Origin of the sequence: Stenotrophomonas sp. B1-1 (genome assembly GCF_010894375.1) — a bacterium.
Taxonomy (GTDB): Bacteria; Pseudomonadota; Gammaproteobacteria; order Xanthomonadales; family Xanthomonadaceae; genus Stenotrophomonas.
In genome coordinates, this window is sequence record NZ_JAAIUZ010000026.1 from 1 (window position 1) to 19,897 (window position 19,897).

At 64.3% G+C, this 19,897-nt stretch carries 22 protein-coding genes, 1 tRNA gene and 1 pseudogene; 11 read left to right on the forward strand and 13 right to left on the reverse strand.

Annotated features, from left to right (window positions below; genetic code table 11):
• The 3 genes and pseudogenes from G4G00_RS18090 to G4G00_RS18100 form a co-directional block, all read left to right on the forward strand.
• Window positions 1–342, forward strand: a pseudogene (locus tag G4G00_RS18090) (terminase); the annotation flags it as partial.
• A complete protein-coding gene (locus G4G00_RS18095) occupies window positions 342–1,352 on the forward strand; it encodes a phage portal protein (protein WP_164275520.1) in 1,011 nt (336 codons plus the stop codon). The pseudogene G4G00_RS18090 and the gene G4G00_RS18095, both read left to right, overlap by 1 nt.
• Before the next feature lie 380 nt (window positions 1,353–1,732).
• Complete coding sequence (locus G4G00_RS18100) at window positions 1,733–2,083, forward strand: hypothetical protein (RefSeq protein WP_164275523.1); 351 nt, start codon at window positions 1,733–1,735, stop codon at window positions 2,081–2,083.
• A gap of 282 nt (window positions 2,084–2,365) precedes the next feature.
• On the opposite strand, the gene G4G00_RS18105 is transcribed toward G4G00_RS18100, so the two are convergent.
• Both G4G00_RS18105 and G4G00_RS18110 read right to left on the reverse strand, forming a co-directional pair.
• On the reverse strand, window positions 2,366–2,662 hold the full coding sequence (locus G4G00_RS18105) for a hypothetical protein (protein WP_164275526.1): 297 nt from the start codon (window positions 2,660–2,662) through the stop codon (window positions 2,366–2,368).
• A 241-nt stretch (window positions 2,663–2,903) separates the two neighbouring features.
• Complete coding sequence (locus tag G4G00_RS18110; RefSeq protein WP_164275530.1) at window positions 2,904–5,570, reverse strand: hypothetical protein; 2,667 nt, start codon at window positions 5,568–5,570, stop codon at window positions 2,904–2,906.
• A 1,520-nt stretch (window positions 5,571–7,090) separates the two neighbouring features.
• Here G4G00_RS18110 and G4G00_RS18115 point away from each other — a divergent pair.
• From G4G00_RS18115 to G4G00_RS18125, 3 genes are all read left to right on the forward strand, one after another.
• On the forward strand, window positions 7,091–7,291 hold the full coding sequence (locus G4G00_RS18115; protein WP_108753677.1) for a hypothetical protein: 201 nt from the start codon (window positions 7,091–7,093) through the stop codon (window positions 7,289–7,291).
• Window positions 7,288–7,632, forward strand: coding sequence for a phosphotyrosine protein phosphatase (locus G4G00_RS18120; protein WP_108753676.1), 345 nt, complete (start codon window positions 7,288–7,290; stop codon window positions 7,630–7,632). Before G4G00_RS18115 ends, G4G00_RS18120 begins: the two co-directional genes overlap by 4 nt.
• Window positions 7,633–7,817: 185 nt before the next feature.
• Window positions 7,818–8,177, forward strand: a complete 360-nt coding sequence (locus tag G4G00_RS18125; RefSeq protein WP_199912361.1) for a hypothetical protein — start codon at window positions 7,818–7,820, stop codon at window positions 8,175–8,177.
• Between the two features lie 84 nt (window positions 8,178–8,261).
• On the opposite strand, the gene G4G00_RS18130 is transcribed toward G4G00_RS18125, so the two are convergent.
• Window positions 8,262–8,951 (reverse strand): aspartate/glutamate racemase family protein, encoded by a 690-nt coding sequence (locus G4G00_RS18130; RefSeq protein ID WP_164275533.1) that lies wholly within the window; start codon window positions 8,949–8,951, stop codon window positions 8,262–8,264.
• Between the two features lie 150 nt (window positions 8,952–9,101).
• Here G4G00_RS18130 and G4G00_RS18135 point away from each other — a divergent pair, with 150 nt between their 5' ends.
• The gene (locus tag G4G00_RS18135) at window positions 9,102–9,740 is read left to right on the forward strand and encodes a LysE family translocator (protein ID WP_108753674.1); all 639 of its coding nucleotides are present in this window, start codon (window positions 9,102–9,104) and stop codon (window positions 9,738–9,740) included.
• A gap of 105 nt (window positions 9,741–9,845) precedes the next feature.
• A complete protein-coding gene (locus G4G00_RS18140) occupies window positions 9,846–10,019 on the forward strand; it encodes a DUF1328 domain-containing protein (RefSeq protein ID WP_108750190.1) in 174 nt (57 codons plus the stop codon).
• Here the strand turns inward: G4G00_RS18140 and G4G00_RS18145 are convergent.
• From G4G00_RS18145 to G4G00_RS18160, 4 genes are all read right to left on the reverse strand, one after another.
• Window positions 10,016–10,612: a TetR/AcrR family transcriptional regulator gene (locus G4G00_RS18145; protein WP_164275536.1), complete on the reverse strand. Its 597-nt coding sequence runs from the start codon at window positions 10,610–10,612 to the stop codon at window positions 10,016–10,018. The genes G4G00_RS18140 and G4G00_RS18145 overlap by 4 nt on opposite strands.
• 63 nt (window positions 10,613–10,675) lie before the next feature.
• Window positions 10,676–11,431: a transporter gene (locus G4G00_RS18150; RefSeq protein ID WP_164275539.1), complete on the reverse strand. Its 756-nt coding sequence runs from the start codon at window positions 11,429–11,431 to the stop codon at window positions 10,676–10,678.
• Between the two features lie 75 nt (window positions 11,432–11,506).
• Complete coding sequence (locus G4G00_RS18155) at window positions 11,507–11,740, reverse strand: DUF1653 domain-containing protein (RefSeq protein WP_164275542.1); 234 nt, start codon at window positions 11,738–11,740, stop codon at window positions 11,507–11,509.
• 24 nt (window positions 11,741–11,764) lie between these two features.
• Window positions 11,765–12,046 (reverse strand): hypothetical protein, encoded by a 282-nt coding sequence (locus tag G4G00_RS18160; protein WP_108753670.1) that lies wholly within the window; start codon window positions 12,044–12,046, stop codon window positions 11,765–11,767.
• 401 nt (window positions 12,047–12,447) lie between these two features.
• Here G4G00_RS18160 and G4G00_RS18165 point away from each other — a divergent pair, with 401 nt between their 5' ends.
• The 3 genes from G4G00_RS18165 (at window position 12,448) to G4G00_RS18175 (ending at window position 13,692) form a co-directional block, all read left to right on the forward strand.
• Entirely contained in the window at window positions 12,448–12,654 is a 207-nt protein-coding gene (locus G4G00_RS18165) for a hypothetical protein (protein ID WP_164275546.1), read from the forward strand.
• A 131-nt stretch (window positions 12,655–12,785) separates the two neighbouring features.
• Window positions 12,786–13,316 carry a DUF3011 domain-containing protein gene (locus G4G00_RS18170; RefSeq protein WP_108753668.1) on the forward strand — a complete coding sequence of 177 codons (531 nt, stop codon included), beginning with the start codon at window positions 12,786–12,788 and terminating at the stop codon, window positions 13,314–13,316.
• Between the two features lie 172 nt (window positions 13,317–13,488).
• Window positions 13,489–13,692 carry a hypothetical protein gene (locus G4G00_RS18175; protein WP_108750183.1) on the forward strand — a complete coding sequence of 68 codons (204 nt, stop codon included), beginning with the start codon at window positions 13,489–13,491 and terminating at the stop codon, window positions 13,690–13,692.
• 110 nt (window positions 13,693–13,802) lie between these two features.
• Here G4G00_RS18175 and dxs read toward each other — a convergent pair whose 3' ends face one another.
• The 6 genes from dxs to G4G00_RS18205 all read right to left on the reverse strand — a co-directional run bounded on the left by dxs (window position 13,803) and on the right by G4G00_RS18205 (window position 19,897).
• On the reverse strand, window positions 13,803–15,710 hold the full coding sequence (gene dxs, locus G4G00_RS18180) for a 1-deoxy-D-xylulose-5-phosphate synthase (protein ID WP_164275548.1): 1,908 nt from the start codon (window positions 15,708–15,710) through the stop codon (window positions 13,803–13,805).
• Between the two features lie 105 nt (window positions 15,711–15,815).
• Window positions 15,816–16,481, reverse strand: a complete 666-nt coding sequence (locus tag G4G00_RS18185; protein ID WP_108771950.1) for an HNH endonuclease — start codon at window positions 16,479–16,481, stop codon at window positions 15,816–15,818.
• 217 nt (window positions 16,482–16,698) lie between these two features.
• Window positions 16,699–18,489, reverse strand: coding sequence for an acyl-CoA dehydrogenase C-terminal domain-containing protein (locus G4G00_RS18190; protein ID WP_108753666.1), 1,791 nt, complete (start codon window positions 18,487–18,489; stop codon window positions 16,699–16,701).
• 58 nt (window positions 18,490–18,547) lie between these two features.
• Window positions 18,548–19,024: an LEA type 2 family protein gene (locus tag G4G00_RS18195; protein WP_164275550.1), complete on the reverse strand. Its 477-nt coding sequence runs from the start codon at window positions 19,022–19,024 to the stop codon at window positions 18,548–18,550.
• A 126-nt stretch (window positions 19,025–19,150) separates the two neighbouring features.
• On the reverse strand, window positions 19,151–19,705 hold the full coding sequence (locus tag G4G00_RS18200; RefSeq protein ID WP_164275553.1) for a lipocalin family protein: 555 nt from the start codon (window positions 19,703–19,705) through the stop codon (window positions 19,151–19,153).
• 116 nt (window positions 19,706–19,821) lie between these two features.
• Window positions 19,822–19,897: transfer RNA gene (locus tag G4G00_RS18205), tRNA-Phe, on the reverse strand.

Consider the following 19,897-nt stretch of genomic DNA (forward strand, 5'->3'; position numbering starts at 1 on the left):
GGCACCGGCATGGGCACCGGGGTGGCGCAGCTGGTGCGCCAGTTCTTCCCCGGCGTGACGGTATTTAACTACTCACCCGAGGTGAAGACCCGCCTGGTGCTCAAGGCCTTTGATGTGATCAAGAACGAACGGCTGCAGTACGACGCCGGCTGGACGGACCTGACCCAATCGCTGATGGCCATCCAGAAAACACTGACCCCCAGCGGGCGCCAGGTGACCTACACTGCCGGCCGCTCCCGCACCACGGGCCATGCCGACTTGGCCTGGGCCCTCATGCACGCGTTGCAGAACGAGCCGCTCGAAGGCGTCATGGCCGCACGCGGCTCCATGGAGATTTTCTGATGAATGACACGCCTGACGCTACCGTACAGCTGCCCAAGGGCGGGGTAGAGGTCTTCACTTTCGGCGAGCCCACGCCCGTGCTGGATTCGCGCGGGATCTATGACTATCTCGAGTGCGGAAGGAATGGCCGCTTCTATGAGCCGCCGGTCGATCTGTCCGGACTGTCGCGAACCACGCGCGCTAACCCGTACCTGCAGACTGGGCTGACGTTCAAGCGCAACATGTTGGTGCGCACCTTCAAGCCCAACAGGTTGCTTAGCCGAGAGGCATTTGGGCAGCTGGCGCTGGACTATGTGACCTTCGGCACCGCCTACCTCGAACGTCGCCGGTCCCTGGCCGGAAAGGCGCACAGCCTGGCCGTGCCGCTGGCGCAGTATATGCGCCGAGGCGTGCAGGAGGGCGAGTTCTTCCAGGTGCGCGCCGGCCAGGTCGAACACGAGTTCCCGAACGGCGAGGTGTTTCAGCTGCGAGAGCAATGCCCTGACCAGGAGATCTACGGGCTGCCCGAATGGATGCCGGCGGTCCAGGCGGCGCTGCTGAACGAGTCGGCTACGCTGTTTCGGCGCAAGTACTACAACAACGGATCGCACGCCGGGTTCATTCTGCATCTGACCGATCCGCAGACCGAGGCCGGTGATGTCGCCGCCTTGCGTGAGGCGTTGCGTCAATCTCGTGGGCCAGGCAACTTCAAGAATCTGTTCGTCCACTCGCCCAACGGCAGCAAGGACGGCTTGAAGCTGATCCCGGTCAGCGAGGTGGCGGCCAAGGACGAATTCACCGGAATCAAAGAGGTTACCCGAGATGACATGCTGGCATCGCTGCGTATCCCGCCGCAGTTGCTGGGTATCGTGCCGCAGAACAGTGGCGGGTTTGGGTCTATCCGCGAAGCGGCATTGGTGTGGTCAGCAATGGAGCTGGCTCCGCTGCAGACGCGCATGACCGCGATCAACGAGTGGCTGGGCGCAGAGGCGATTGGCTTCGAAGCGTTTGAGTTGGCGGCGGCTGCTTAGCCCGATCGCAACAGAGCATTGGTCATGGGCGAGGGGTCTCGCCCAGCCGCCAGGCAGTCTTCACATTCGGCAATTGACGGTGGGGGCCGTGTCCCCTGAGGACGGCTATACCGGACCGCGGCCAGCATGGCCGCTCATGCCTATCGATCTAGACCGGTCGTCTTTGCCATCGTGAACTCGAACAGAATCGATCAGCGGGGTGTAGCGACGCAATTAAGCTTGCTCGCTTGACTTCTTTGTTCCGAGATATTATGAGCGCAATTTCCAGGCTGCCCAACCTTGTCTTCCATACGGTCAAATTATTTGCGCTCAGGAGCAGTACCAGTGCAACCCGCGTTGGTACGCAGGTCCCGGCCCTGCACGGATTCTGCAGTGGACTCGTGAGCGCCAAAAATTCGGCCATGCGGACGCGGATCTACCGGGCGCAGCAAACGTTGGACCAGGCCATCAGAGAAGACAAGCGGGCGCGTCTGCAGGATAGTTTCGTTCGGGTGCTTGAAGACCCTGCATCGAACCCAGCACGATATTCCGGGCTTACCCATGACGCCGAGAAGATCGCCCAAGACATCTTCCAGGAAAAGCTTGCACGAATCGACGCGTGCGCTGCTGCACGTACTTTAGACATTGAGCGCCAGAGCGCCCAACTCGAAACTTTGCGCGAGCAGCTTGGACCGCATATGCGTCGATACACAGAGTGCAGCATGCAGCTGTCGAGGTTTGCTCCCAAATAGGCGACCTGGCGATGCGTTGGTAGAAGGTTGATACAAAAGGGGCGCCCGAAGGGCGCCCCTGAACCACACTCATCGGTTCCGATGTATTGCCAGCTGTAGCTCACACCCGCCTGCGCAGCGGTCTGGTAGCACCCCGAAGTCTTCTGCAGCGACAGCCCGTCTCCACGCGCCCCGCCAGACCTTGCTGTCATAACGCTCGGTAGCCAGAGCCACGCCTTCCACGCGATTGCCCAACTGTGCAGGCCGCAGGTGCAGTTCACATAGAACCCTGCACAGGGATCTTCATGGGCACTGCGCCATGTGCGGTACACGCCCCAGCGCCTCGCCCCTCACCTTGCCCCGGACGTAGTAGCCCGTCAGTTCGTAGGTGCTGGTGGTGCTCGCATTGCCGCTGGACAGCATCACGCCCAGGGCCCTGCCGTCGGCATTGCCCAGCAGATCCACGCCGACCGAGAGGGCCTGGCTGTTACCGCGCACATCCAACTGGCGACCAACGGCCTGGAATTCGGGGGGGCATACCTCACCGCAACCGTATGGCCATTGTCGATGAAGGCCTGAGAGTGACACATGCCGGGTCATGGGATGCACCATCTAATTGTTGCTTTTCAGCACAGGCGGAGCCGCACCGCACATGGGACCGTCTAGTTCTGCAAACCGATAAGAGTTTCCTCTCATTTTGAAATCCGCAAGTCAGTAGTCGAGGTCGAAGCTGGCGTAACAGGCTGCGCCGAATCTTCGCCGATCGGCGAATTTTGGATGGAGGAAGGGCGCAGCTATAACGCTGCGCCCCTTATCACCTAATGGCCAGGATCAAGAGGAACTATTCCGTCCCCGGGTGAGGACGGGTGTCGCGGACCTGCGGCAACCCTTCGGCCTGCAACGCAGGGGCGGCGATCGCCTCATGAGTTGTTCGTGGCGGAGCTGGAATCAGCCGGTGCAAGTCTTCATCACGAGCCGCACGAACGCGCTCTGTTGGTGCCGATGGCGCTTGGCTCATGGTCCGCCATGTTTCAATCTCGTGGGCCTCGCGCTCGATCTCTCTCATATGCTCCCTCGGATGACGCGGTAGGGTTTGCAAGCGATGAGAGACTAGTCCCGTGTTATCGGGATTACCCCAGATCGCCACATCTTGGTTAGGAGGTACGACAGGCAATACAAGGCTGACTGACGAACTGCGCCTTGAGATGTTGGTCTCGGGCCCGCTTGCGTTCCAGGTCGCCGATGGCGCGCGCGCAGAGCCAACAGCGGCACTCGGCGCAGTAAAGGCCTGCCGTGCTCGCACTGCATACTCCTGCTCACGACGTGAGAATGGAATGGGTTGTGCCATTGCCGTCTCAGCCATGCGTGCGCGGAGATCAATTGCTGAGTTGCGCGTATCGGCTCTCCTTTGCGCACGATAAGCATCTGTCCCGGCGGCTTCGCGACTGCGGATCACTTCCGCGCGTTGTCCCTTCTGTGCTTGTCGCTGCCTGCGCGCTGCTTCCTGGACTGATTCAGCGGCGGCCCACACCTTAATAAGCTCCCGATTGCGCTCGGCGTGACCCTCCTTAAGCTGTTGTTGATGGGCTTCCCAGCGACCCAGGGTTTGATTGTGTGCATGGGCTGCGCGGAGCGCCTCCTCATTCTGATGAAGGCGTCGGTTGTCTGCTTCTTGCCTTCCGAAGGTCAGTGCATCGTTTGCGCGCTCTGACGAAGTGGTTGGGGTGGGTTGCGTCGGAGCGTCGACGGTCGCGGCCCGACGTCGTGCAACGCGGACACAACGCTGATGGGTGGTAGCTGCTGAGGTGTCTTGTCCGATCCTGTTGTGCACAGGGGACTCTGGTCGTGCGTCCGGCCGATTAAGCAATCCCTGTTGATTCAGTGCTTGGGCGCTGCGCAAAACTGCCTCCGGCAAACCGGTTCGGTCCGCCATCTCATTTTGCGCTGCGCATGCGGCCGCATTGAGAAGGCTTGGACAATCACGCTGTCGCCGCATGGAGTCTACTGGCGGTTGGTTGATCACTCTGTCTAGATTTTCCGCGCCGATAGCATTATCAGAATCGGCCATCAACTCCAGGAAAGCCGCGGGCCCGCATAGATATTCCGCGCGGCCATGCTTTACGCCTTCCCTAAGGTCGTCCACGAGCTTTCCTGCCATGTCGGCATATGTTCTCTTCGGGCCCATTCGCTGGAGTACATTGGCACGTTCTTCTCGGGGTAGTGTATTGATGGTCTCGAGAATGGACCGGCGTAACGCGGCTCCATTGGCATTGCTGGGTGCATTGACCGCTGCGGTTATTTCATGCTCAGAGATATGGTGTGCTGCGTGGTGTTCCATTGGGCTCTGTGCTGGGATTTCGTCGAGCAAATGACTGGATGCGTGTAGCGGAAGCGCTGCAATACCTTCCTGCTGCGCAAGTTGAGAGAGTTCTCCAAGACTCGCGAAGGCCGCGTTCTCTACGGGCTCCAGTAGTTCGCGCAATTCTTGAGTGACGCCACTTTCTAGTGCGTCACGGAACGTCTGCGCGACTCGGGCGCGATTATCAGTCGGTGATCTGCGTTCCCGAGTAAAGCGCTGCGCAATATCTCTGCCTTGGTCGCTTAGCTGCTGAAGATTCTGAGCATTGGTTGATTCGCCGTCAGCGATACAGGCGAGGCCTCCATAGAGGGCTGCCGTGATCGCCACGATATCTGGGTTGTTGCTGAGGAGGAAGAGCCTGACTTCCGGATCCCTCAGCACGTCTTCGATAGAGCGTCCCTCCAACATATGCCTGCCAAGGACGGACTGATCTACGGCATCCAGAAGAGACTGCGCGAGGACATCGGGAGGCGTAACTCGATTTGTGACGTTGGGCTGCAGATGCAGGTTGATCGCGGTTTGGATCTGTTGCTCGATCCCTTCGATCGCACTGCGCGGCAGGGGTTGCCTGCTGTCCATGAGGTAAATTAGATCGCGGCCTCCAGTTATTCGGTGGGTAAGTTCATGGATGATGGTCTGCGTTTGCAGCCACGAAGGTAGAGCGTGGAACGACGGCTGCAGGATTATGCCGTGAACGCAATCCAGTGCTGATACGCGCGCATGATCGCGTGAGGGGTGACTGGATAGCACCATGAGGCTCGGATTCTGGAGGTAATGGGCTATTTCAACCAATAGAATCTCGAAAGTCTCGCGCAGCAATGAGGATGCTGCTGCTTGGAGCTGTGGAGGCCTTTGATCATGCGGTCCAGCGAGGATAAGCGACGCGCGTTCGCTGATCGCAGTGGGCCGCTCTGCCTCACGTGAAGCATTGGCATGCGCTTCGAGAAGAACTGAAGCAGCCATTGACAAGGAGCGGAGTGTGCCTTCAATAGCTGTGGCGCCGCCAATCGTTTCGATAATTGACTCTTCTACATCGTCCAGCTCGTCTCCGCTAGAGAGCCAAGCACCGGCGCGGTCTAAAGTCACTGAACTCGTCAGAATGGGAAGATGACCCTCTGTATAGCCTCGAATTCGCTCATCGAGGCTCATTCGAAAGACCCCCCCCATCAAATCTGTGGAGAGTTCACTTGCCGGCCTTTCTAGGGGAGAGGGGGCTGGCCCATTCTGCGCCCGGACAATATCAACTGTGGGCGCAGTTGGTCGTATGGCAGGCGTTGATATGGCTGTCCCATCTGCGGATTGGCGTGCGGTATACGGCGCGCTTCGGGTTCTCGCGTCGATCTGCTGTGCATCGGAACGAAACGGTACAGCGTTAGGCATGGGTTGAACTCATCGCGTCTGTGGAGGGGGGGCAAGATTAGGCAGCCCCGGGTGCTGGTCCGGCTCGAAGTTCGTCGAATTCGTACCGACCCGGTGTTGATTTGGACGCGATGTAACGGAAGCTGAACATTGCTTATGGCTGAGAAGATGGCCGGATAACACACATACGGGTTATGCGCCTGAGGGCGGCCGCGCGCACTCGTCTCCCCGCCACGCCTGCCCGCTTCATACCCCTCTTTTTCTGCATGCCTGCAACAGCGGCTCAGAGCCCGCCACTGCCGCGTCTACGGGGCGTTACGGGGAGCCTCCCAGCCCTGCGGATTTCTGCACGCAAGGGGCCTCCTGGCGGGAAAGGCACGGGCTTGGGGGCGAGCGAGCGATGGGCAGAATTCTTTGGAGTCCCTCGGGGATCGAGTAATCAGTAATCCGGGCCGGAGTAGAGGTCTAAGTAATTGATTTTAAATTGTATTTCCATGTAACTTTTCTGTAATCATCTCTGGGTTCTCTTGTAATGTTATTGATTTTTAAGGAATTTTTTCTACGGGGTAATTACATGGCCAATGTGTAATCTGATTACAAAGAGATTACTCGATTATTACATCTAAGAATACAAGGTAAGTTATTGAAAATAATAGGAAAACTAACGTTCTGACAAGGCTGATTGCAGGAATTACTAGATTCCCGAGGGTCGCCAAAAAATTCCATCTATAGGTGATGAAAGGCCGTTTGTGTGATGCATAGCTCACTTACGCCGCGTCTGCTCGCCTGGCTAAGTGCGCCAGGATCTCGCCAGCCGATTAGCTGTTGGCCGGGCCACTTGCTAAAAGTAGCGGAGCGCAGCTAATTCACGCCGCTCTCCAGTGGATGCTAGGCAGGCCGAACGACGCCCGTAGTTCTGGCGAACCTTGCACCCGGACTCCGCACCGATTGGAAATGAAGTCTGAAATGCTTGTGCCACCAGCACATTTCGAGGCATCGCTGGCAATCTCGATGAGGGCGGTGGGTCTGCACCCTATCCCTCTCTAAGTAGTTGATTGCCTTAGGCGCCCAGCCCCACTTTTGGAGGGTCTTTTAGATCATTGAATTCAAATAGATCAACAGCATGGCCAGTTCAGGGACCATGCCTGGGGGGCAGAGGGTCGTCGGTTCGAATCCGGCCGTCCCGACCATTACTGCAATGAACCGAAAAGCCCGCGCATCACAGCGTGGGCTTTTTTGTTGCGCCGGTGTATGCTGCGCGCCACTCGTATCACCGCGGCTGCTGACCCCGGTCCTTACGAGAACACTGCATGTACCACCACCGAAACCGCGCCTGGCGTCGTGCCACGGCGCGCCTGCATGGCGGCGATCGCGCAACGCGCGTGGCGCTGATCAAGCCCGAAAAGAACTGGAAGCTGATGTACCTGCGCAGCGCAAAGCTGGCGCGTGCACGGCAACTGGGCTTCGTCTATCCCATCCAGAGCGTGCGCCAGCAGCTGGAGCAGCCATGATCAACCTGCTCTTCGTCTGCAGCCGCAACCAGTTGCGCAGCCCCACCGCCGAAGCCATCTGGCGACGGCGGCCGGGCTTCAATGCGCGCTCGGCCGGCACCAGCCCGCATGCACGGCGGCCCATCAGCGTGCAGGATCTGCGCTGGGCCGATGTGATCTTCGTGATGGAAGCCAAGCACCAGCATCGCCTGCAGGCGCAGTTCGCGCGTCTGCTGCTGCACACGCCGCTGCACTGCCTGGATATTCCCGACGATTACGCCTGCATGGACCCGGCGTTGATGGCGCTGCTGGAAACGCGCGTGGGCGCGTGCCTGGCCCAGCGGGCAGGCCAACGCGCGTAACCGCCTGCCGTTCAGCGTGCAGACCCATACGCCCGGGTACTTCCCGTATCATCATCCGCAGATCCGATCGCATCGGTCTTCCTTCGCGTTCTTCGCCGCGCCAGCGGGCTGGAGCTTCCAGCCCCGGGTTGCGGCGTAGTGGCGTGCAGGCGGTGTGCGGACCACGACGACCACAGGGGGTTGCGTTGATCAGCAGTATCGTCATTCATCGCTCGGCCGGCGAAGGCACGGCCGGCGTGCAGGTCCTGGACACCACGTTCAAGGGCAAACGCGTGTTCGTGTCCTGGGGCCTGCGCGGCGTCGAGCTGAGCCGCGAGGCAGAGCCGGCCGACACCGTGGCCGCGCGCCGGGCACTGCAGCACCTGTCGCGGCAGGTGGAAGGCCCGCGCAGTGGCGAAGTGTTCATTGCCAGCCAGTCCGGCGTGGCCATCAGCGTGTACCGCTTGTTGACCGAAGCGCGCAGCGGCGATGCGCTGTTCTTCCTGTGCGATTCGCCCGCCGTGATGGAGTGGCTGGAAACGGCGCTGGAAATCCAGGCGCCGTAGCGTCGAGCTCGCTCGACTGCGCCTTCTGTAGAGTCCAGCCATGCTCGACTGCCTCTGCCAACCGCAGTCGAGCATGGCTCGACTCTACAAAGCGGCGTCCACCGCGGCTCGGGCGTGCAGGGTGGTGGTATCGAACAGCGGTACCGGGCTGTCCTGTTCCCGTACCAGCAACATGATCTCGGTGCATCCCAGGATGATGGCTTCGGCGCCGCGCGCCACCAGGCGTGCGATCACGTCCACATAGCGCTGCCGCGAGGCTTCACTCACCACGCCGGCAATCAGCTCGCGGTAGATGATGTCGTGCACGTCGCGGCGGTCGTCGGCGTCAGGCACCAGTACCTGCAGCCCGAAGCGCTCGCTCAGGCGCTTGCGGTAGAAGTCTTCTTCCATGGTGAAGGCGGTGCCGAGCAGGCCGACCGTGCGCAGGTCGGCGCGTAGGATGGCGTTGGCGGTCGGATCGGCGATATGCAGCAGCGGCAGCGGGCAGGCCGCTTCCAGTTGTGGGGCCAGCTTGTGCATGGTGTTGGTGCAGACCACCAGCAGGTCGGCGCCCCCTGCCTGCAGCCGGCGGGCGGCATCGATCATCTCCGCGCCCAGCGCGTCCCAGTCGCCGTCGTGCTGCAGCTGTTTGATGCGGGCAAAATCCACCGACCACAGCAGCAGCTGTGCCGAGTGCGCGCCGCCCAGCCGCTGGCGGACATCCTCGTTGATGAGGCGGTAGTACTGCGCCGAGCTTTCCCAGCTCATGCCGCCAATCAGGCCCAAGGTCTTCATGCGTGTCTCCGTGCTGGAAGCCGCATTGCAGCACAGACCGGCCCTCGCATGTCGGCTGCCTTCTGTAACCGTCGATCAGGCTCCGGGCTGTACGTACTGCCGCGCGTCGCCAACCCTTAAGCTGGTGGGCTTCCCGCGTCGAGAACAGCAATGGCCCTGCAAACCTGGTGGTGGTTCCTGGCCACCGTGTTCGTGCTGTGTGGCACCCCCGGACCGAACATGCTGCATATCCTCGGCCGCAGTGTCGGGCTGGGCTTCCGCCGCAGCGTGCCGGCCATGGCCGGTTGCCTGTTGGCCATGCTGCTGGTGCTGGCTGCGTCGGCAGCGGGTCTGAGTGCGGTGCTGCGCTCATCGCCGCTGGTGTTCGACGTGCTGCGTTACCTGGGCGTGGCCTACCTGGCCTGGCTGGGCATCAAGGCCTGGCGTGACAGCCGGCACGTGAATGCCGAAAGCACCGGCGACGCACCGCTGCCGGCGCCCGTGCACGGCCACGCCGCGGTGTTCCGCGGCGGCCTGCTGGTGGGCCTGAGCAATCCCAAGCTGCTGCTGTTCGCCGCAGCATTCCTGCCGCAGTTCATCGATCCGGCACGTGCGCAGGGCATGCAGTACGCGGTGCTGGTGGCCACTTTCGCCGGCTGCGAACTGTTCTGGTATGTGATGTACGCCGCCGGTGGCCATGGTTTGCGGCGCTGGCTGGCCAAGCCGTTCGCGCAGCGCTGGTTCGAGCGCCTGGTAGGCACGGTGTTCCTGGCGTTCGCCGTGGCCCTGCTGCGTTTCCGGCCGCGCTGAGAGAACGCGATTTCACGCTGCAGGTGCGGCCTGTTCACGTACCTGGCATCGGCGTTTGCCTAGCCTGATCACACCAATGAACGCCCCGCAGGGGAAAGGTTTGACATGATCAAGTGGGCCATCATTTTCGCCATCATCGGCCTGATCGCCGGCGTGCTGGGCTTTGGCGGCATCGCCGGCGCTGCCGTGGGCATTGCCAAGTTCCTGTTCTGGGCCGGCATCATCATCGCCGTCATCCTGTTCGTGCTGGGCATGAAGGTGGCCAAGAAGGTCGCCTAGGCTGCCGCGGGCACGGTCTCCGACGGCGAGCGGCACAGCTTCAGTGCTTCCTGCGCCATGGCCAGGGCGTTGCGGCGCTCTTCCTCGCCGAGCGGTTGCCCGTAGGCCGTGGCCCAGTAGCCATCGGCCACGCAGCGTGCGGCGTACAGACGTGCGTCGCACGCCTCGGCGGGGAACTCGGCCAACAGGCGCCGCATCCATCCACGCCAGTGCGCCAGCAGGGCTGGTTCAAGCAGATGGGCCAGGCTCAGGCCGATATCGTTGGCCTGTTCCTGCTGCAGCAGGTGGTCGAAGCAGGCGCGCACATAGGCGCGGCTGAAGCGGCCGTAGGCGACCTCATCCTGCTCGAGGAGGAATCGCACGTGCACTTCGAAATCGTCGGTGAGTGCGGCCAGGGCAGCGTCGATCAAGGCCTGCTTGTTGGCGAAGTGGTGGAACAGCGCGCCCTTGCTGACACCCGCCGCATCGGCCACGTCCTGCACGGTCAGCGCAGCCAAGCCGTGCTGGGCGATCAGGCGGGCGGTGCACAGCAGCAGCGCCTGGCGCACGCTGTCCGGCGCGTTGCGGCGGATACGGGGAGAAGGGGCGGACATACGGAAGAAACCGACTGGACGGTATGCATGATACCGCGCGGCGTTGCCGCGCCGCGGTGCGCGTCAGTCGAAGTAGATCGCCAGACCGGTGCCCACCTGCAGGTCCGGGCTGTCGGCATCCAGGCCGGCGTCGAAGGAGGCGTCCAGCTGCACACGCGGTCGCAGCATCCAGGTGATCCCCGCACCGGCCACGCGCTGGTCCGGCGCGCCGCGGCTGTGGGTCATGCCGGCTTCGACGAACAGGCTCAGGCGCTCGCTGGCCGCCAGCGACAGGCTGGGTGACCACGTCGTGCTGCGCTCGCCGTCGCCGCGCTGGTGGCTGGCATACAGTGCGGCGCTCCAGCGCTCGCCCAGCGCCTGTTCCACGCTGAGCGCGAGCGCGTACTGGCGCCCCTCGCTGAAATCGGCGTCGCCACGCGCCACCACGGCACTGGCCAACAACGCCCACGCGGTGCGCTCGGTGCTGCCTGGGCCGGCCCACTTCAGCGCGAGCTGGGTATCGCCGCTGCCGTGCTGGCGCTGGGTCGGCAGGTCTGCGCCGCGCACGCTCTGGCGCTGCCATGGGGTGGTCGAAACCTGCAGTTCCAGTTGCTCTGAAAGCCCGGTGCGCAACAGTACGTCGCCCGCCAGCGAGCGGGTGCGCACGCCGTCGCGGTCACGGTCGCGTTGCCAGGTGGGCAGGCCGACTTCCAGTGCCAGCGCGCCGCGCGGCACCGTATCGGTGCCGAAGCCGAGGCCGGGACGATCAAAGGCCGGCAGTTCGTCGGCCAGGGCCGGCGTGGCCAGCAGCCACAGGCACGGAATCAGGAGGCGGCGCATGGGCAGGGCGATCCGGCAGGAAGTCGCCCGCAGCATGCGCGGCGCGCCCGTGCGCAGCGCGTGAGGTCGGGGCGATCAGTCGCCGATGCGGGCGAAGCGCGGCTGCGGGCCGTCGGCGCCGGGCACCTGCTCGACGAACATCGGGTAGGGCCGCACCCACAGCCCGCCTTCGCCGTACAGCGCGCGGTACAGCACCAACGGTTCCAGGGTTTCGCTGCTGCGCACGATATCCACGACCTGGTACAGGCCGCCCTTGAAGTGGCGGTAGCGGCCCGGGGCCAAGGCGGGCAGGGGGGACAACTCGGTCATCGGGAATCTCGTGGGGGTCTGCTGTCAGGGGCGGGCCGGGCGCGGCGGCGCGGCACACCAGGCACCGATGGCCTCGGCCGTATTGGCCAGACCCTGTGCCTGGGCCAGTTCCCAGGGCCGTTCGCAGCGCTGGCTGCGCGCGCACCACTGGTAGCCGGCCGAGCCGATGCAACCGTGTTCGTCGCGATCGCCACCTACCTGCGCGGGCGCCGGCGGCGACGCGGCGCCTTCGGCCGGGGTGGTCGATGGCGGCGCACAGGCCACCAGCAGCGCGCATAGCGCTGGCATCAGCAAGGCGAGACGCATGGTGATGGCCCTTGGCTTGAAAGCGTCATTTTCGGGCGCTTTCAAGCCAATCGGCAAGCGCTTACGTCAACGAAGCGCGCAGCACTTCTTCAATCAGCACGACGTAGCAGGCAACGAAATAGAACTTCAGCAGCGTGGAACGCTGGGTGGAAAGCAAGGTGCGCATGTGGAAGGGGCCCCCGTTGGTGAGGATAGTGTGAAACGACTGCGACTTCGTGACAAGGGTCACGAATTTTCTTCACTAAACGTCCTCAGGGATGTGACGAGGCCGCCGTCCCGCGCTTTGCGTACGGATTTTTCGGACAAATCTGATAGGCGTCCCCGGAACCGCTGGCTACCGTATCCCCCATAGCACCGGTCGGGGTTCCCCGACCTGGATTTTCCAACTGCAGGAGCTCGAGATGGTCATCACCGTCCAATGCCACGCCCAGCGCTGGTTGTTCATCGATCCCCGCTCGCAGGAAGTGCAGGCCTTCGACAGCGGCGCAGTCGCCTTCGACACGGCCGCCGCCCACGCCAGCGAGCACCACCACCGGACCGGCCAGAGCAGCACGGTGCGGGTGGCCGCGCTGGGCAGCGCGGTGGACGCCCTGCGCTTCGGGCACTGAGCGGGGCGGCGGGCGGTCAGGTCGCGTTCGGTTGTTTGAACACATCAGGAACCGCTGCCGCTTCCCCCTCTGTGCGCGCCGGGCCGAATCCCCGATGCTTGGCTCCATCGTATTCAGGTGGAGAAAGGTGGATGGGCAAGGAACTGCGTGGTTGGACGCTGGGCGCTCTGCTGCCCCTGCTGGCGCTGGCCGGCACGGCGCAGGCCCAGCGCTATGGATACGACGAGCGTTATGACGATCGCGGCAGCAGTGGCATCGTGCGCTGCGAGTCGGTGAAGGGCCGCAGCAACGAATGCCGTCTGGACGGGCGGGCGCGCTTGATCCGCCAGCTGTCCGGCTCGCCCTGCGTGGAAGGTGATACCTGGGGCCAGTCGCGGTCGGGCGTGTGGGTGACCCGCGGCTGCCGTGCCGAGTTCGTCGGTGAATCCCGCGGTGGATGGGGCGGCGGCCATGGCTGGGGCAGTGGTAACGGCGGCGGCCAGGTGATTGCCTGCCATTCCAACGATCATCGCCAGCAGTACTGCGATGCGCGGGTGCGCCGCGGCGTGCGCCTGGTGCGGCAGGAATCGCGCAGCGCCTGCATTGAAGGCCGCAGCTGGGGCTGGGACCGTCGCGGGGTCTGGGTGAGCGATGGCTGCCGGGCGCAGTTCCAGGTGAACTGACGCGCGTGCCGGATCGCGAGCGAATCAGAAAAATCTGATAGCGATCACAGTTTTTTCATCGTATTGTCGGCAACCGGGGCGTCATGGGCGCCCCGGCCCGCGTCGCTGCCCGGCCCAGGAAGGGCCCGCCTCCGTCGCGGTTTCATACGCTGTTCCAAGGAGTGAGCAACGCATGTTGATCCGACTGCAATGCGAGCAGCGCCAGTGGCGCGTGCTGCACCCGGACAGGCCCGAACCGATCGGGTTCCGCGATGGCGTACGCGCCTTTGATTTCGCCGAGACCCTGGCCCGCCTGCATTTCACCGACACCGGCCAGCGCGCCGCAGTGCGCGTGGAAGCCAGCGGCGCATTTGTCGAGGCGATCAGCTACGGCTGAGGGCGGCCATCCACGCATGGCGTGGATCTACCGGGGCGTCGAGGTGGGGGTCAGAGCCCTTTCCTGCGGAAAGGGATCCGACCCCTTATCCACGCATGGCGTGGATCTAGTCAGCTGGCCGCGCTCAACGGCGCCGCGCCATTGGCCAACTGCGGCCAGCGCTTGAGCACCGCCGCACGGATGCCGGCCGCGTCGATCCCGGCCTCGGCCAGCAGGTCTTCGCGGCTGGCATGGTGCTGGAAGGCATCGGGCAGGCCCAGGTGCAGGATCGGGCGCAGCACGTTTTCTGCATTCAGCAGTTCGCCCACCGCCGAGCCGGCGCCGCCGGCCACCACATTGTCTTCGATGGTCACCAGGCCCTCGTGCTGGGCGGCCATGGCCAGCACCAGCTCGCGGTCCAGCGGCTTGATGAAGCGCATGTTGACCACGCTCAGGCCCAGTTCGCGGCCCACCTGCTCGGCGGCCGGAACCGTGCTGCCGAAGGCGAGCAGGGCGATACGGCTGCCCTGCACGCGCAGCTCGCCCTTGCCGATCGGCAAGGTGGACAGATCGGTGCCGGCGGCAACGCCGGTGCCGCTGCCGCGCGGGTAGCGCACCGCGGCCGGGCCCGGGTGCTGCAGGCCGGTGCTGAGCATCTGCCGGCATTCGGCCTCGTCAGACGGGGCCATCACCACCATGTTCGGCACGCAGCGCAGGAAGCTCAGGTCCAGGTTGCCGGCATGGGTGGCACCGTCCGGGCCGACCACGCCGGCGCGGTCGACGGCGAACAGCACGTCCAGGTCCTGGATGGCCACGTCGTGCACCAGCTGGTCGTAGGCGCGCTGCAGGAACGTGGAATAGATCGCCACGACCGGCTTGCCGCCCTGGGTGGCCATGCCAGCGGCCAGGGTGACCGCGTGCTGCTCGGCGATGGCCACGTCGAAGTAGCGCTGCGGGTATTCCTTGCTGAAGCGCACCAGGCCCGAGCCCTCGCGCATGGCCGGGGTGATGCCGTACAGGCGCGGCTCGGCGGCGGCCGCATCACACAGCCAGTCGCTGAACACATCGGTGTAGGTGGGCTTCTTGGCGCCGGCCTTGGCCACCAGGCCCTTGTCCGGATCGAACGGCCCCACGGCGTGATAGCCGATCTGGTCGCCTTCGGCGGGCTCGTAGCCCTTGCCCTTGGTGGTCATCACGTGCAGCAGCTTCGGCCCCTTGGAGGCGCGCAGCGTCTTCAGCGTGGACAGCAGGGCCGGCATGTCGTGGCCGTCGATCGGGCCGGTGTAGTGGAAGCCCATTTCCTCGAACATCGTGGAGGGCACGAACATGCCCTTCCAGTGTTCTTCCCAGCGCTTGACGAAGCGCGCGGGATTGTTCTTCTTGTCGCCCAGGATCTTCTTGCCGCCTTCGCGCAGTGCGTTCAGCGTGCGGCTGCCGGTGGCGCGGCCGAGCATCTTGGTCAGCCCGCCGACAGCCTCGGAAATCGACATGTTGTTGTCGTTGAGGATCACCAGCAGGTTCGGTTCGGGGTCCATGCCACCGGCGTGCATCAGCGCTTCGAAGGCCATGCCGGCGGTCATGGCGCCATCGCCGATCACCGCCACCACCTGGCGTTCATCGCCGGCGGCCTGGCGCGCGATGGCCATGCCCAGCGCCGCGGAAATGGAGGTGGACGAATGGCCGACCCCGAAGGTGTCGTACTCGCTTTCCTCGCGCTTGGGGAACGGCGCGACGCCGTCCTTCTGCTTGACGGTGTGGATCTCGTCGCGGCGGCCGGTGAGGATCTTGTGCGGGTAGGTCTGGTGGCCCACGTCCCAGACCAGCTGGTCGTGCGGGGTCTTGTACAGGTAATGCAGCGCCACGGTGAGTTCGATCACGCCCAGGCCGGCGGCGAAATGGCCACCGCTCTTGCCCACCGATTCGATCAGGTAGGCGCGCAGTTCATCGGCGACCGCGCGCATCTCGGATTCGTCGAACGTGCGCAGGTCATCCGGGGTGCGGATGCGCGCGAGGCGGGGATAGCGGGCAGAGTCGATCATCGTGTTCGCACTTGTTCTGAACGGCCATTTTCGCCCTCAATCGGGGGTGGGGCAAGCAAACGCCGCTATCCGTGACAGGACAGTGACGGCTGCCGGTGGCGGTGTTCAGGTGCTGAGCTTGGAACGCTTGGGCAACTGTGCTTTCAGGAAGGCCATCTGGTCGGCCAGGATGTTGCGGTTGGACAGGATCAGGTGCTCGATCCAGCTGGGCCGGTACGGTACTGCCAGCAAGGGCATGCCGGCCTGTTGCGGGGTGCGGTCGCTCTTGCGCGAATTGCAGTGGAAGCAGGCGGTGACTACGTTTTCCCAGCAGTCCAGGCCGCCCTTGGACAGCGGAATGACGTGGTCGCGGGTAAGCGTGGGACGGTTGAACTGCTGGCCGCAGTACAGGCACAGGTGTGCGTCGCGGGCGAACAGGGCCGGGTTGGTCAGGTTCGGCGTGGGGTCGATGGCGCGCGAACGGGCGTGGCCACGTGCGGCGATGATCGGGTGCAGGTCCATGCCGCTCTGCGTGCCGCTGAGCCGGTTGGTGCCACCGTGGATATGCAGGCAGGGATCGCCCAGGGTCCAGGCCACGGCGTCGCGGGCGTACAGACAGGCCGCGTCCTGCCAGGTGATCCAGTCCAGTACACGGCCGTGGGCGTCCAGGGACAGCAGCCGGACCGTTCCGGGGCGGTGCAGGGTGCCTGCGTTGGGCGATGCTTCGGCGCCCGGAGCAGAAAACGAGGCTCCGGTATCGATCAGACCCAAGCGTGTAGTGTCTGTCTCCATCGGGAAAACAGCTTATACCTGAATGTTGACAATTTGTGTATCGCCCGTTGGGCGTTACACAAATTGTCAACATCCAGGTCCGCGCATTCCTCCTATTCCCCGCGCCTGTCGGCGCGCCCCCTTTAACAAAAGGGGGCTTTTCTCCAGACAGAGGGTCGGGGGCTGCCGGGTGGGGGTCGGATCCCTTTCCGCAGGAAAGGGCTCTGACCCCAAGGGCTCAGGCGCCGAAGCGTTCGTCGTCCATGGCCATCAGCGGGGCGGCGCCGGCCTGGATGGCGGCGGCGTGGCTGAGGGTGCGCGGCAGCACGCGGGCGAAGTAGAAGCGCGCGGTCTCACGCTTGCCCTGGGCGAAGGCGGCGCCGTGTGCGCTGGCATCGGCGGCGGCCACGCTGCGTGCCCACCAGTAGGCCAGCACCACGTAGCCGGAATAGAACAGGTAGTCGTAGCTGGCCGCGCCCAGTTCGTCCGGGTTGCCGGCCGCGCGCTGCAGTACGTCCATCGTCAGCTTGCCCCATTCGGCGGCCTTGGCGCGCAGCGGGCCGATGAACTCGGCCAGGGCCTCGTTGCCTTCGTGTTCCTTGGCGAAGGCTTCGATCTCGGCCAGCATCAGCTTCAGGCCGGCGCCCTGGCTGGAGGCGGTCTTGCGGCCGATCAGGTCCAGCGCCTGGATGCCGGTGGTGCCTTCATACAGCGTGGTGATGCGGGCGTCGCGCGCCAGCTGCTCCATGCCGTGTTCGCGGATGTAGCCGTGGCCACCGAAGCACTGCAGCGCGTTGTAGGTGTTCTCGATGCCCCATTCGGTCTGGCAGGCCTTCGAGATCGGGGTGAGGAAGCTGACCAGGGTGTCGGCGCGCTCGCGCTCGGCCGCATCGTCGGCGCTGTGTGCCACGTCGATCAGGGTGGCTGCATGCAGGGCCAGCAGGCGGCTGCCTTCCACCAGCGACTTGATGGTCAGCAGCATGCGCCGCACGTCCGGGTGTACCAGGATCGGATCGGCGGCCTTTTCCGGGAATTTCGGCCCGCTCAGGGCGCGCGACTGCAGGCGCTCGCGGCTGTACTTCAGCGCGTTCTGGTAGGCGCGCTCGGACAGGCCGATGCCCTGCAGACCAACGCCCAGGCGCGCAGTGTTCATCATGGTGAACATGGCCTGCAGGCCCTTGTGCGGTTGGCCGACCAGGTAGCCCTGTGCACCATCGAAGTTCATCACGCAGGTGACCGAACCCTTGATGCCCATCTTGTGCTCGATCGAGCCGCAGCGCAGTGCGTTGCGCTCGCCGACATTGCCGTCGCGGTCGACCTTGAACTTGGGGGTGACGAACAGCGAGATGCCCTTGGCGCCGGCCGGTGCGTCGGGCAGCTTGGCCAGCACCAGATGCACGATGTTTTCGGTCAAGTCATGTTCGCCGGCGGTGATGAAGATCTTGGTGCCGGTGATCGCATAGCTGCCGTCGGCGTTCGGCTCGGCCTTGGTCTTCAGCAGGCCCAGGTCGGTGCCGCAGTGCGGTTCGGTCAGGCACATGGTGCCGGTCCAGCGGCCTTCGATCAGCGGCTTCAGGAAGGCGTCGTGCTGCCACGCTTCGCCGTGCTGCTTCAGCGCTTCGATGGCGCCATGCGAGAGCAGCGGGAAGTTGCCCCAGGCCAGGTTGGCGGCGTTGATCATTTCATTCAGCGGCACGCCCAGGGTGTGCGGCAGGCCCTGGCCGCCCAGTTCCGGCGATGCGGTCAGGCCGGTCCAGCCGCCGTCCACGAACTGGTCGTAAGCCTGCTTGAAGCCGGGCGGGGTGGTCACTTCGCCGCTGGCCTGGTCGAGCACGCAGCCGATTTCATCGCCCACGCTGTTCAGCGGCGCCAGCACGCTGGCACTGAAACGGCCGGCTTCTTCCAGCACGGCATCGACCACGTCGGCGGTGGCGTCGGTGAAGCCCAGGCGGGCGAACAGCGGTTCCACCTTGAGCACGTCGTGCAGGGCGAAACGGAGGTCGGAAAGCGGTGCGGTATAGCTGCTCATCGGGTACGTCTCGATCAGGGAACGGGGAGCGGCGACGGGCGCCGCGGCAGGGAAGGACTCAGCGCAGCACGCCGGGCAGGCCGGGCGCCTGGTTCAGGGTGCTGCGGCCGGAAATATCGAAACTGCGCTGCTTCTTGCCTTCGGGCGTGGCCGCGACCGTGCCCTTCAGGCTGTAGGCCAGGGTGCGGTTGCCGGCCAGCGCGTCGGCCACCACCAGGCGCGCGGCGGCGCTGGGGGTGAATTCAAGGTTGACCACATCGGCCGACACCCCGCCGATGGAAATGGCCGGGCGGGCCTGCAGGGTGCCCGCCTCGGTGTCGCCGACGGTCAGGGCCAGGGCCACGTCATCGAAGGTCATGGGCATGGAGCTGAAGTTCTGCAGGCGCAGGGCCACGGTCCAGCCGCCGTCGGCGCGCACGGTCAACTGCTGCAGGCTGGCCGCCGGTTCCGAAACACGCTTGACGATGCCATCGCTGCAAGCAGCCAGGGCCAGGGTGCACAGGATGATCAAGGCGATACGGAAGCGGTGGAGCATGGGCGCAGGTCCTCTGGAGAGCAGTGCGTGGAGTAAGCATACTACGGCGTATGGTTGAATGGATCGCCGCTGGCGACCTTCACAAGGGTAGCGTGTGAAGATGGCGCGCTGCGGTCACCGCCACGCTCAGGGCGATGCGGTCTCAACCAGGGGCGCCATCATCCGCAGCGGCGCCAGGTCGTAGCCCATCTGCTCGGCCCGCGCCTTCAACTGCTCGAACAGGGCGCGGTCCATGCGCGGTTCGCGCGACAGGATCCACAGGTACTTGCGGTCCGGTTCACCGACCACGGCCCACTGGTAGTCCGGGTCCAGGGCGATCACCCAGTAATCGGCCCAGACCAGCGGCACCCAGCTCAACCAGTCCGGAGCGAAACGCACTTCCAGCTGCCCGGGCTGGCCGGCCACCGGGCGTGCAACGCCGTCGGCCTGCAGGTAGTCGCCTTCGCCGGTGCGGCAGCGGTTGCGCACGCTGATGCGGCCATCCTGGCGCAGGCCGTAGGTGGCGGTGATGTCGGCAACGCACTTCTTCTGGAACGACACCGGCAGGTGGGCGATTTCGTGCCACTGGCCGGCATAGCGATCGATATCCAGCGCATCGACCGCGCGCACCGGTTCGGCCGCAAGGGCAGCGGGCGTAGTAATAAACAGCAGGCAGGCAAGCAGGGCAGGGCGCAGGTGCATCGGCGGGCTCCGGCAGGGAACCCCGAGCGTAGGCGGCGCGATGCACGGCGGTGTAAATGTTTCGTCAACCGCGCGCGGGCAAAAAAAAGACCTGCATTTCTGCAGGTCTTCATACATGGTGGCCGAGGACGGAATCGAACCGCCGACACGGGGATTTTCAATCCCCTGCTCTACCAACTGAGCTACTCGGCC